The organism is Vibrio cincinnatiensis, assembly GCF_022113815.1.
GTDB lineage: Bacteria > Pseudomonadota > Gammaproteobacteria > Enterobacterales > Vibrionaceae > Vibrio > Vibrio cincinnatiensis_A.
In genome coordinates, this window is sequence record NZ_SGOM01000011.1 from 97,878 (window position 1) to 108,420 (window position 10,543).

A 10,543-nucleotide genomic window follows, 5' to 3' on the forward strand; every position below is an offset into this window, starting at 1 on the left:
CCCGACTTACAGTTGAACACCAGAGAAAGACATAAAGCCTAACGCCATCAAACCTACCGTGATAAAGGTGATACCTAAACCACGCAGACCAGGAGGAACATCGGCATACTTCATTTTTTCACGAATGCCCGCAAGTGCGACAATTGCCAACATCCAGCCTACACCGGAACCAAAACCATATACGACAGATTCAGCAAAGTTATAATCACGCTGAACCATGAAAGACACCCCACCGAAGATGGCACAGTTTACTGTGATCAGCGGTAAGAAGATGCCTAATGCGTTATACAATGGTGGGAAGAAACGATCCAAAATCATTTCTAAGATCTGCACTAACGCCGCAATGACACCGATAAAGGTAATGAAGTTAAGAAAACTAAGATCAATCCCCTCAACTAATGCGTTCTCTTTTAAAATCAGGTTATAAACGAGGTTATTAACGGGTACAGCAATGGTTAATACCACAACAACCGCGACACCTAAACCAAAGGAGGTTTTCACTTTCTTAGAAACGGCAAGGAAAGTACACATACCTAAGAAGAAAGACAGTGCCATGTTCTCGATAAAAATCGATTTAACCAGCAAACTAATATAATGTTCCATTACTATCTTACTCCTTCGCTTCTACTTGCTCTGGTCTGAACGTACGAATCGCCCAAATCAAGAAGCCAATTAGGAAGAATGCTGATGGTGCAAGCAGCATCAAACCATTCGGTTGATACCAACCACCATTACTAATCAGTGGTAATACTTCCAAACCAAATAGCTTGCCTGAACCTAATAGCTCACGGAAGAATCCGACCGTAATCAGTACAAAACCATAACCTAAGCCATTGCCAATACCATCAATCAAAGAAGGAATTGGTGCCGACTTCATCGCAAATGCTTCTGCTCGTCCCATAACAATACAGTTGGTAATAATCAAACCAACGAAGACAGATAACTGTTTAGAAATATCGTACAGATAAGCTTTTAAGAATTGGTCAACCACTATCACTAATGAGGCGATAATCGCCATTTGCACGATAATCCGTACGCTATTAGGAATGTGATGACGAATCAATGAAACGAAAAAGTTAGACAATGCTGTTACAAACATGACAGCTAACGTCATAACAAAGGCAGTTTCTAGCTTGGTGGTCACAGCGAGAGCTGAACAAACCCCCAACACTTGCAAGGCAATAGGGTTATTGTCCAAAACCGGTGCAAGAATGCTCTTTTTAAGATCTTTAGTGCTAGACATTAGTTAAGACCTCCATCACGGACTTTTGTTAGGAAAGGACCAAACCCCATATCCCCCAACCAGAAGTCAAAGGTATTTTGCACACCATTGCTGGTTAACGTCGCACCAGATAAGCCATCGACACCGTGTTGAGAACCTTCTGGAGCTCCACCTTTAACGATTTTAATCGCAGGTTTATGATTCTCATCAAACAGTTGCTTACCCACAAACTGAGCACGCCAAGATGGGTTTTCAATTTCACCACCCAATCCAGGAGTTTCACCTTGATCGTAATAAGTAATACCTGAAACAGTATTACCATCCGTCTCTACCGCGATAAAAGCATACATCATCGACCATAGGCCATTACCATGAATAGGAAGAATCACGCGAGAAACGTGATCACCTTCTTTCACTAAATAAACGATGCCAGTATTCGAACGACGAATAATTTTTGCTACGTCTTTCTCTGCTGGAAGCTTAATGGACTCAGCCGCTGTTTTAGCCGCTTTACGCTGATCAAAATCAGCTGCGCTAGAACCATCTTCGGCTTGTTCAATAAAGTTACCAGTATTGAAGTCGATTAAGCGAGGTTCAATATACTGTGCATATAGCTCAGGTACAGAACCTGATGCATCAATACCAGCAACCTCAATAATTTTGCTTTGCTTATCTAGACGTGCATTTATCTGCTGTTTCTCACGTAAACCTACCGCAGCTGCCGATACAATGATCGAACACACGAGGCTCAGTGCGATAACAACAAACAGGGTCTTTTTAATGCTATCGTTACTACTTGCCATAGCGCGCTAGTCTCCGTTTGATGTTTCTCTCTACAACGAGATGGTCGAAAAGAGGAGCAAATAGGTTAGCGAATAGAATCGCTAGCATCATGCCTTCAGGGTATGCAGGGTTAACAACTCGGATTAGCACACACATCGCGCCGATCAAAATACCGTATGCCCATTTACCTTTATTTGTAAATGAGGCAGACACAGGATCGGTTGCCATAAAGAACATACCAAAAGCAAACCCACCCAGCACTAGGTGCCAATGCCAAGGCATACTAAACATAGTGTTGCTGTCTGAACCCACCACATTAAATAACGTGGAAAGAGCAATCATACCGATCATAACACCAGCAATGATACGCCAAGACGCAATGCCCATATAGACAATGAAGGCAGCACCTACGGCTAATGCTAGTGTCGAAACTTCACCAATTGAACCTGGGATATTACCGATGAAGGCATCCATCCAAGTAATGGCTTGTCCTGTTGCTGCATTAATGAGCTGACCACTCCCCCCTTGTGACCACTGGCTTAGCGCTGTAGCACCAGAAAATCCATCTGCCGCAGTCCAAACTAAATCTCCAGAGATTTGAGCTGGATAAGCAAAGAATAAAAAGGCGCGACCTGCTAATGCTGGGTTTAGGAAGTTACGACCGGTACCACCAAAGACCTCTTTTGCAACGACCACACCAAAGGTTATCCCTAAAGCGGCTTGCCATAAAGGTAAGGTTGGTGGAACGATAAGGGCGAACAGGATAGAAGTAACAAAGAAACCTTCGTTAACCTCATGCTTACGCACCATACAGAAGAGAACTTCCCAGAAACCACCGACAAGAAAGACAATGGCGTAGATCGGAAGGAAGTACGTTGCTCCTAGAAGCATCTTCGTTCCCCAACCCGCTGCAGCTAAGCTGCCGCCTAACATCTCGGTTCCCCAATAATGCCAGTTACCCGCGATGGTAGTAGCAAGGTCAATCTGACCTAACGCGGCCATATGTTGAAGCGCAGCTATTGCTTGCCCCCCCGCGTTATACATTCCCCAAAACATTGCTGGGAATACGGCGAACCAAACCATGATCATGATACGTTTTAAGTCAACACTATCACGTACGTGCGAGCTTTTTTTTGTTACTGTACCCGGAGTATAAAACAGTGTTGCAGCGGCTTCGTATAATGCAAACCACTTCTCATGTTTACCACCCGGCTCAAAATGATGCTCAATGTCTTCAAGAAACTTTTTAAGGCCCATGAAAATTACCCTTCCTTCTCAATCTTGTCTAGGCAATCACGAAGTATTGCTCCGTATTCATATTTGCCAGGACATACAAAGGTACATAGTGCTAGATCCTCTTCATCCAGTTCAAGTGCACCTAAACGTTGAGCATTATCGGTATCACCCGCACAGAGATCGCGGAGTAACAACGTTGGCTCCATATCTAGCGGCATTACTTTTTCATAGTTACCAATCGGAACCATTGCACGATCACTACCATTGGTGGTAGTTGTCATGTTGAACAACTGACCTTTGAATAGGTGGCCAAGGAAAGAGCGGGTAACAGAAAAGCGGTTCTTACCGGGAGTGGCCCAGCCAAGAAACTCTTTCTCGCGTCCTTCACGTAAGACTGAGACTTGAAGATGGTAGCGACCTAAATAAGCATGAGGGCCTGATGCTTGAACGCCAGACAGAACAGAACCGGAAATGATGCGTACTTCACCAGGCATCAATTCATTGTTGGTTAGTTCGTCTAAGCTTGCACCCATTACGGTACGTAGTAATCGGGGATGATTAACTACAGGGCCAGCTAAGGAAACTACTCGCTCATTATACAGCTCGCCAGTCAAAAATAGCTTACCGAAGGCAATCACATCTTGGTAGTTAATACTCCATGCGAAATTTTCAGCATTGACAGGGTAAAGGAAATGCATGTGAGTACCTGCAAGGCCAGCAGGATGAGGCCCATCAAAAACATGTTCTTCAACATTTTTTTGTGATGAGCGAGGTAAGCTAGTCCCTTTTTTGCACACATACACTTTGCCTTCTGTCAAAGCAGAAAGCACATCTAACCCAGCAATAAAGGCTTCAGATTGCTCATTGATGATCACACTAGGATCGGCGGCTAATGGATTGGTATCCATTGCTGTCACGAAAATGGCCTTAGTGTGAGAGTCAATAGCGGGAACCTTGCTAAACGGACGAGTACGCAGTGCTGTCCATAAGCCTGATTCAACCAATTGAGTTTTCACCGCATCACGGTCCAAACTCGCTAGCTGATTAGCTTCAAATTTATTGAATGTAACTTGGTCATCGCCAGAAACTTCAATCACAACGGATTGAAGTACTCGTTTTGCACCACGGTTAACTTCAATAACTTTGCCACAGACAGGAGAAGTAAACAGTACACCAGGATTCTTTTTATCTTCAAAAAGAACTTGAGCTTTCTTTACTTCATCACCTACGCGAACATGCATCGTAGGACGCATACCAACGTACTCTTCGCCAAGCAAGGCGACTTTTGTGACGGCGACGCCGTCATTAATCACCTGGGAAGGAGTTCCAGCAATAGGAAGGTCCAAACCCTTTTTTATTGTAATCATACGCACTTGCACTACTTTTTTATCGGGAAAAAGATTCTTTCATTGCGTAAATTCGAGACATTAAACGACGATTTTGGCTTTAGGATGTAAGCCAAAATACCGTTAACTGTACTCTAGACACGACATTACAGTGTCCGCTTTTGGTTGTTTTAAACACCAAAACCGCAACATCCTTTTTAAAGTCTCATCACATTTTTGCAATGAGACTTATTAGGTGCAGTAGTTTAGCATCTTTTGGGAACGTGATGCCATGACCAATCCCTGCTTCATTCGCTTTATTTACAAAGAAATACTCCACAGAGATTAATTAATAATCATAAATTTGATGTATCGCACAATTAAAATACTTCACAAATTTCACGAATAATTGCGTAGAGTTATCAAATATCACAATCGATATTCACACTATCACTGATAAGTCTTGTTAATATTTTTTAATAACAAATACGCAGTAGCACATTTTCAAACAGTGACATCACACAGAGGGGTAACCTTAGTGATTACTCCCCATGCACATAGGGCTATCTGGTACTCCATCTTGCTGTTCGCGCCATTCTTGTGGTGTATAGGTGTGGATGGCTAATGCGTGAATATGGTTGGATAGCTCTTCCAATAATGCCTGATTAACTTGACGATGACGTGCGATTAATCTTAACCCTTCAAAATCAGAGCTCACCACAATCACTTTAAAATGACTTTCAGAGCCTGCGGGGACATTGTGCATATAACTCTCATTGACCACCTTGAGGTACTGTGGTTGAAATGCATTATGCAATTTCGTTTCGATTACTTCTTGAAGCATAGCGTTTCCTTAATACACAATGTTCATACAAGACAAGTATAAGTCTACTCGCGGGAAACAATAAGGGAAAGGTTTTGGTTTCTTGTTCTGCAACCATTTGCGACAATAGCAGGGTCATTAATTTATGCTGATAACCCAATATGAAAACAGAGCTGACCTTGCATGATCAAACCTTCACCTTACATCGCTTTCCACCACGAAGTAATGAAACACTGCAAGCATGGGATGCCGGAGACGAATACCTAATTACCCATATTGAGTCATTATCACTTACACCTAACAAGCATATTTTGATCCTCAATGACCATTTTGGAGCGCTCAGTTGCTGGTTTTCAAAATCACATAGAGTGACGGTAATGAGCGATTCATTTGTTGCTCACCAAGCCATTCAGCAAAACTTAACTGCTAACGGCTGTCCCTCCGTTACACTAACAAGCACCATGGCGAAAATCCCCGAGGATATTGACTTAGTGTTGATGCAAATACCTCGCAATAATCGTCATTTAGTATGGCAATTAAGCCAATTACGACATACTCTGCCTAACGATTGCCCGGTGATTGCGGTCAATAAAGCCAAAGAAATTCATACCTCAACATTACAACTTTTTGTTAAATATTTAGGGCAAACTCAAACCTCTTTGGCTTGGAAAAAGCACCGCCTTATTTTTAGCCAAGCGAATGCCAAGCCTATCGAACCTGTCTCACCCAACACAGTCTGGAAGGTAGACTCTCATCCGATTGAATTAATAAACTTACCCAATGTCTATGCTGGAGAAAAACTCGACCAAGGAGCTCGTTTCCTTCTTAACTATTTACCGATTGATGACACAATTCAAACGGTCATTGATCTAGGATGTGGCAACGGTGTGCTCTCTGTAAAACTCGGACAGCAGAACCCACAAGCAAAACTGACCTGTGTAGATGAAAGCTTTATGGCCGTGGAGTCAGCAAGACAAAATTTGCTCAATAATCTTATGCCCAATCACCCCGTCGAATGTTTAGTCAACAACTGCTTAGATGGGTTTGAGGATCATTGCACCCAACTTGTCGTCTGTAACCCCCCATTTCATCAGCAACAGGCGATCACCGATCATATTGCATGGCAAATGTTTTGTGATTCAAAACGAGTTCTTATAAAAGAAGGAAAGTTATTGGTGATCGGAAATCGCCATCTCGGCTACGATATAAAGCTCAAAAGATTATTTGGTAAAGCTCAAGTAAAAACTGTCGCCAGTAATACAAAATTTGTTATCTTACAGGCTATTAAACAATAAGACTGACGCTCTTAAACCGATTTACTTAACGAAAGGAATTGACCATGAAAAAACTGGTTATCGCCGCAACACTAGTTCTACTTACTGCATGCGCAGCACCAAAACAAGAACAGATCAACTTTATGCCTGAAGCGGTACTAAGTAATAGCGCCCTTGTCGATGACGCCGCATTTACTTTAGTCAGTAAAGACGTCCGTTCTGCACAATACGTAGCGCTCGTCGACAGTGGACGTAATAATATCGAACCTATCCACCCGAAACAAAATGTCCGAATTGCGCTTGAAAATGCCTTGTCAGAGCAGTTTTCATCACAAGGTTTCCGTTTAACCGTCAACAGTGAAAATACCCTCACTCTAGAAGTTCAAGAACTCCTTGTTAATGTAGCTCACTCTATTACCTCCAATGAAATGGATGCGAAAGTAACGCTTGAAGTGACAGCAGAAACCCCAAGAGGCAAGCTCGTAAAAAGCTATACTGGCACCGCGAAACGCAGTGCTGCATTAAGCGCGTCGAATCAGGACATAGAAAAAGTACTCAATGATGTCATGAACTTAGTTCTTAAAGAAATGGCAAATGATGATGAGCTTAAAGATTATATGAAGGAACGTTTCCATGGCTAAGCAATGGCTACTGATTCTTTTAACTTTAGTAAGTATGAACCTCTGGGCAGGGCAAAAGGTCAAGTTTGAAACGTCCTTAGGCCATTTTGTTGTCGAATTGAATCAAGAAAAAGCGCCTATCACTACGGCCAACTTCCTCAAATACGTTGAGGACGGCAGCTATACAGGGACTCTTTTTCACCGAATCATTCCTGGTTTTATGGTTCAAGGTGGTGGTTTTGATAACACAATGACCCCCAAAGAGAACTATCCATCCATTAAGAATGAAGCCAGTAACGGTTTGAAAAATAATGCAGCGACAATCGCGATGGCAAGAACAGCTAACCCGAACTCAGCCACCCGACAATTTTTTATTAACCTTGTTGATAATGATTTTCTCAATGCAAATACAAAACAAGCCGGGTATGCTGTCTTTGGTGAAGTGATCGAAGGGTTTAGCACAATTCAACATATGGCAACCCAGCCTACTCATACTCAGGGACGCATGAATGATGTTCCTGTCACGCCGATTATTGTTACGAAAGTAACACTCATTGATTAATCTTAGTTGGCCCTAACGCTTGTTAGGGCTAGCTCGATAAGGATTTAGGTTCATGCCGAGCAAAGCTCAGTCTCTCACTTGGTCAGAAACATTTAAAAGTTATCTCGATCGCCGACTTCTGTGGGTCTTTATGCTGGGGTGTTCCAGTGGTTTTCCATGGGTATTAATCGGTTCCAATATGTCTGGATGGCTGAAAGATGCAGGTTTAACTCTTGCGGCTATAGGCTATTTTGGTAGTGTATTTTCTGTGTATGCCATCAACTTTTTGTGGGCGCCATTGGTTGATCGCGTAAAATTACCCTTTTTACATGCTTGGTTAGGACAAAGACGGAGCTGGATTCTCTTTTGCCAATTCTTTGTTTTTATCTGTACCCTATTAATTGCTGGCATAAACCCAGCTGACAACCTTTTTGCTATGTCGATTCTCGCACTTGGCATAGCTGTGGCTTCAGCAACCCAGGACATTGCTATTGATGCCTTTAGGATTGATACCTTTCAAAAATCAGAGCAATCTAAACTACCACAAGCTTCAGCCATGACCGTCATCGGCTGGTGGACGGGATATTCCCTACCTGGTTACTTTGCTTTTATTAACGCTGATCATATTGGTTGGAATCAGGTTTACTACGGAATGACCGCAGTTCTTATCTTACTCATGATTTTTACTTTATTGGTTAGTGAACCCCTAACCTATAGAGAAGAGTTACAAAAACAAGCCGAAGAACGGCATAACCAAGTGGTTCACTCAAAAATCATCAGTTGGTTAAGTGTCACTTTACTTGAACCTTTTATTGATTTTTTTCGTCGCAATGGCTCTCGAGTGGCAATCACATTACTACTTTTTGTCTTTTTGTTTAAAATAGGCGAGGCTTTTCTCGGCAGAATGTCGATCGCTTTTTATAAAGATATTGGCTTTAGTAATGAACAAATCGGCTATTACTCAAAGCTAATTGGCTGGGGAGTGACCATGTTGTTTACGTTTGTAGGTAGTATGTTCAATGTCCGCTTTGGAATTGTACGAGGCTTGATGATTGGCGGTATTGCCATGTCAGCCAGCAATCTGATGTTTGCTTGGATAGCCCAAGCTGGCCCCAATGAGCACCTGCTTCTCGCCACGATCTTTGTTGATAATTTTACAACAGCATTTTCAACCGTTGCATTTGTATCCTTTTTAACAGTCATGACAGGACAAGCTTTTTCAGCGACACAATATGCATTACTCGCCTCGCTAGGGAATTTCAGCAGAACCACTCTCGCCTCCTTCAGTGGTGAACTGGCTGAGTACCTTAATAACTGGTCACTCTTCTTTATTTTAACGGCACTAATGGTTATCCCAAGCTTATTCATGCTGTACTCCTTACGCCATTACTTTAACGATATGCTCAGTAATGCGAGAAAGAACCAGCAAGCCTCTTCAGAACAATATAGTAACTCATAAAAAAATCCCCCTCCTTATTAAAGGTTGGGGAATTTTTCTGCCTGTTATTTTTGGGCTAATCCTTTTTTATTCAAGTAATCAAGAATAAAGGGTCTCGATTCTTGACTCAGCTTGCTACAAATTTGTTCCGACCAACCTTGTTGCTTTGTATTGGTAGAACGAGCTTGATAATAGTCTTTCATCGTTTGATCATATTGTTCAATCTGCTTTAAATCTAACGGCTGATAATAATTTTCATGCAGAATAACCTTCGAACTTAAACGAGGCTTGGATTCAGGGTCTTGATCTGGATAACCTAAACATAATCCAAATAAAACCGCTGAGTATGGAGGTAACTGTAACAGTTGATCCACCTCATTAGGTGAGTTTCTCAAACCACCGATATAGACGCCCCCCAATGCCATCGATTCTGCTGCCAATAAGCAGTTTTGTGCCATAATTCCGGCATCAATCGCACCAATTAAGGCTAGCTCCATATACTCCGGTTTAACATCGTGATCAATCGAATAATGCCTCTGATAGTCAATACAGAACACCAAAAACTCAGCCGCACTCTCAACGTAAGGCTGATGCCCTGCCAGTTCAGCTAATTGAGCACGCTTTTTCTTATCCGTCACTCGAATGATGGAAATAGCTTGAATCAAACTAGAAGATGAAGCAGCGATACCAGAAGCAATAATACTATCCAATTGTTCCTGGCTAATCGGCATATTTTTAAACGCACGAATAGAACGATGTGCTTGGATCGTTTCAATAACCTTATTCATAATTTCTTTCCGACTCCTAGTTATGCTGGAGATGACATCATATTGACTAGGTTTTGCAGTGGTCAATACTCGCGTAATATTCACAATGGCCTAATGGTGGAATAGCACATTATGCCTCGATTTAAACGTTATCATAACAGTGAAAATGTCAATAAACGACTGAACTAACGAGGTTTATTAAACCAACGACAGGATAAAAAATAGAAAATAACTCAATAGGTCAAAAATCGAGTTGATGGGGATAAAAACGAAAAAACCTTAACATTTCTGTTAAGGTTTCAGTGAGATGGCAGGGGTGGAGAGATTCGAACTCCCAACACGCGGATTTGGAATCCGCTGCTCTGCCAATTGGAGCTACACCCCTAAATCTGTTGTTTGCTTATAGCAGAAAATCTTTGCCTCAGCAAAGATTTTAATCAGTGGCGGAGCGGACGGGACTCGAACCCGCGACCCCCGGCGTGACAGGCCGGTATTCTAACCAACTGAACTACCG

At 42.3% G+C, this 10,543-nt stretch carries 11 protein-coding genes and 1 tRNA gene; 4 read left to right on the forward strand and 8 right to left on the reverse strand.

Annotation, left to right across the window (positions count from 1 at the left end; all coding sequences use genetic code 11):
• Nucleotides 1–6: 6 nt before the first annotated feature.
• The 6 genes from nqrE to bolA all read right to left on the reverse strand — a co-directional run bounded on the left by nqrE (nucleotide 7) and on the right by bolA (nucleotide 5,410).
• Nucleotides 7–603 (reverse strand): NADH:ubiquinone reductase (Na(+)-transporting) subunit E, encoded by a 597-nt coding sequence (gene nqrE / locus EXA13_RS13770; RefSeq protein WP_238133690.1) that lies wholly within the window; start codon nucleotides 601–603, stop codon nucleotides 7–9.
• Between the two features lie 7 nt (nucleotides 604–610).
• Nucleotides 611–1,243, reverse strand: coding sequence for an NADH:ubiquinone reductase (Na(+)-transporting) subunit D (locus EXA13_RS13775; protein ID WP_238133691.1), 633 nt, complete (start codon nucleotides 1,241–1,243; stop codon nucleotides 611–613).
• On the reverse strand, nucleotides 1,243–2,025 hold the full coding sequence (locus EXA13_RS13780; RefSeq protein ID WP_238133692.1) for a Na(+)-translocating NADH-quinone reductase subunit C: 783 nt from the start codon (nucleotides 2,023–2,025) through the stop codon (nucleotides 1,243–1,245). The genes EXA13_RS13775 and EXA13_RS13780 overlap by 1 nt, the downstream gene beginning before the upstream one ends.
• Nucleotides 2,015–3,262 (reverse strand): NADH:ubiquinone reductase (Na(+)-transporting) subunit B, encoded by a 1,248-nt coding sequence (locus EXA13_RS13785; RefSeq protein ID WP_238133693.1) that lies wholly within the window; start codon nucleotides 3,260–3,262, stop codon nucleotides 2,015–2,017. Before EXA13_RS13785 ends, EXA13_RS13780 begins: the two co-directional genes overlap by 11 nt.
• Nucleotides 3,263–3,267: 5 nt before the next feature.
• A complete protein-coding gene (locus EXA13_RS13790; RefSeq protein ID WP_238133704.1) occupies nucleotides 3,268–4,608 on the reverse strand; it encodes a Na(+)-translocating NADH-quinone reductase subunit A in 1,341 nt (446 codons plus the stop codon).
• Nucleotides 4,609–5,101: 493 nt separating this feature from the next.
• Nucleotides 5,102–5,410, reverse strand: coding sequence for a transcriptional regulator BolA (gene bolA, locus EXA13_RS13795; protein ID WP_238133694.1), 309 nt, complete (start codon nucleotides 5,408–5,410; stop codon nucleotides 5,102–5,104).
• A gap of 140 nt (nucleotides 5,411–5,550) precedes the next feature.
• On the opposite strand from bolA, the gene EXA13_RS13800 reads away from it, so the two are divergent.
• From EXA13_RS13800 to EXA13_RS13815, 4 genes are read left to right on the forward strand one after another with little or no spacing between them, the layout of a single operon-like run.
• Entirely contained in the window at nucleotides 5,551–6,684 is a 1,134-nt protein-coding gene (locus tag EXA13_RS13800) for a methyltransferase (protein WP_238133695.1), read from the forward strand.
• 44 nt (nucleotides 6,685–6,728) lie between these two features.
• Complete coding sequence (locus EXA13_RS13805) at nucleotides 6,729–7,304, forward strand: YajG family lipoprotein (RefSeq protein ID WP_238133696.1); 576 nt, start codon at nucleotides 6,729–6,731, stop codon at nucleotides 7,302–7,304.
• Nucleotides 7,297–7,845: a peptidylprolyl isomerase gene (locus EXA13_RS13810; RefSeq protein ID WP_275949665.1), complete on the forward strand. Its 549-nt coding sequence runs from the start codon at nucleotides 7,297–7,299 to the stop codon at nucleotides 7,843–7,845. The genes EXA13_RS13805 and EXA13_RS13810 overlap by 8 nt, the downstream gene beginning before the upstream one ends.
• Nucleotides 7,846–7,897: 52 nt before the next feature.
• Entirely contained in the window at nucleotides 7,898–9,283 is a 1,386-nt protein-coding gene (locus EXA13_RS13815) for an AmpG family muropeptide MFS transporter (RefSeq protein WP_238133697.1), read from the forward strand.
• A 44-nt stretch (nucleotides 9,284–9,327) separates the two neighbouring features.
• On the opposite strand, the gene nfsA is transcribed toward EXA13_RS13815, so the two are convergent.
• Both nfsA and EXA13_RS13825 read right to left on the reverse strand, forming a co-directional pair.
• Nucleotides 9,328–10,050: an oxygen-insensitive NADPH nitroreductase gene (nfsA, locus tag EXA13_RS13820; protein ID WP_238133698.1), complete on the reverse strand. Its 723-nt coding sequence runs from the start codon at nucleotides 10,048–10,050 to the stop codon at nucleotides 9,328–9,330.
• A gap of 287 nt (nucleotides 10,051–10,337) precedes the next feature.
• Nucleotides 10,338–10,414, reverse strand: a tRNA-Trp gene (locus EXA13_RS13825).
• Nucleotides 10,415–10,543 lie beyond the last annotated feature (129 nt).

Bases quoted from the DNA above. Each gene is read 5' to 3' on its own strand.
- nqrE (WP_238133690.1), bottom strand. From the start codon at position 603: ATGGAACATTATATTAGTTTGCTGGTTAAATCGATTTTTATCGAGAAC.
- EXA13_RS13775 (WP_238133691.1), bottom strand. From the start codon at position 1,243: ATGTCTAGCACTAAAGATCTTAAAAAGAGCATTCTTGCACCGGTTTTG.
- EXA13_RS13780 (WP_238133692.1), bottom strand. From the start codon at position 2,025: ATGGCAAGTAGTAACGATAGCATTAAAAAGACCCTGTTTGTTGTTATC.
- EXA13_RS13785 (WP_238133693.1), bottom strand. From the start codon at position 3,262: ATGGGCCTTAAAAAGTTTCTTGAAGACATTGAGCATCATTTTGAGCCG.
- EXA13_RS13790 (WP_238133704.1), bottom strand. From the start codon at position 4,608: ATGATTACAATAAAAAAGGGTTTGGACCTTCCTATTGCTGGAACTCCT.
- bolA (WP_238133694.1), bottom strand. From the start codon at position 5,410: ATGCTTCAAGAAGTAATCGAAACGAAATTGCATAATGCATTTCAACCA.
- EXA13_RS13800 (WP_238133695.1), top strand. From the start codon at position 5,551: ATGAAAACAGAGCTGACCTTGCATGATCAAACCTTCACCTTACATCGC.
- EXA13_RS13805 (WP_238133696.1), top strand. From the start codon at position 6,729: ATGAAAAAACTGGTTATCGCCGCAACACTAGTTCTACTTACTGCATGC.
- EXA13_RS13810 (WP_275949665.1), top strand. From the start codon at position 7,297: ATGGCTAAGCAATGGCTACTGATTCTTTTAACTTTAGTAAGTATGAAC.
- EXA13_RS13815 (WP_238133697.1), top strand. From the start codon at position 7,898: ATGCCGAGCAAAGCTCAGTCTCTCACTTGGTCAGAAACATTTAAAAGT.
- nfsA (WP_238133698.1), bottom strand. From the start codon at position 10,050: ATGAATAAGGTTATTGAAACGATCCAAGCACATCGTTCTATTCGTGCG.